The organism is Acinetobacter guillouiae CIP 63.46, assembly GCF_000368145.1.
Classification (GTDB): Bacteria; Pseudomonadota; Gammaproteobacteria; order Pseudomonadales; family Moraxellaceae; genus Acinetobacter; species Acinetobacter guillouiae.
Window position 1 is genome coordinate 1 of record NZ_KB849294.1, and the last position, 668, is coordinate 668.

Consider the following 668-nt stretch of genomic DNA (forward strand, 5'->3'; position numbering starts at 1 on the left):
ATTTCGCCCCCGTGTTAAGAGTTCTTTTGATGTAAGCATCCAGCTTGTTTTTAAGATTCAAGATAAAACCTCGAATAAAGTCTGGTAAATCTAATATCAAAAGTGCTCTGAGTTTGATCAGAACTTCAAATGATTTTTTTTGCATGTCTTATATTATTAGAATTAACTACTCTACCTCACTATATCGTAGAGTTCATTTCATCCAATCGACGTATTAAAGATTTTGATAAGAGTTGCTTAGAACATATAGCAAGCTATGGCTCACTCGACAGCCTATGTACATTGTATTTATTGCATCACTGGGGAGTAACAATTAATAGTACTGCTCTTTCTAATGATTGCTGTTCACTTCTCATAAATTCATTAGAGTTATTACTAAAAAGAAATCCTCACTTCCATCGTTCACATGTCTTTTTATTTGATGAATTATGTGATCAGATCTTCCTTATGGAATTAAAAGGATATAGTCGTCCACTCAAAATTAAATTAAATTGGCGAGAATACAGAAAGGAAAACTGGTCTAGTGAAGTTAAAGAGATATCTACAAAAGCTGAAGCAGATTTCCGTGTTCACCCCAAACTTCAAGACTTCATTCCAAGCACAGATCAAAACCTAGTAGAACTATAGAAAGAAACTGTTTGTTTAAGTTGATTTTATCTGCTTACCAG

1 protein-coding gene is annotated in these 668 nt (G+C 33.2%); it reads left to right on the forward strand.

What is annotated here, in order from left to right:
* Window positions 1–129 precede the first annotated feature (129 nt).
* Window positions 130–627 (forward strand): hypothetical protein, encoded by a 498-nt coding sequence (locus tag F981_RS23085; RefSeq protein WP_004726987.1) that lies wholly within the window; start codon window positions 130–132, stop codon window positions 625–627.
* Window positions 628–668 lie beyond the last annotated feature (41 nt).

Excerpts from the sequence above, each read along its gene's own strand:
- F981_RS23085 (WP_004726987.1), top strand. The coding sequence starts at position 130 with ATGATTTTTTTTGCATGTCTTATATTATTAGAATTAACTACTCTACCT.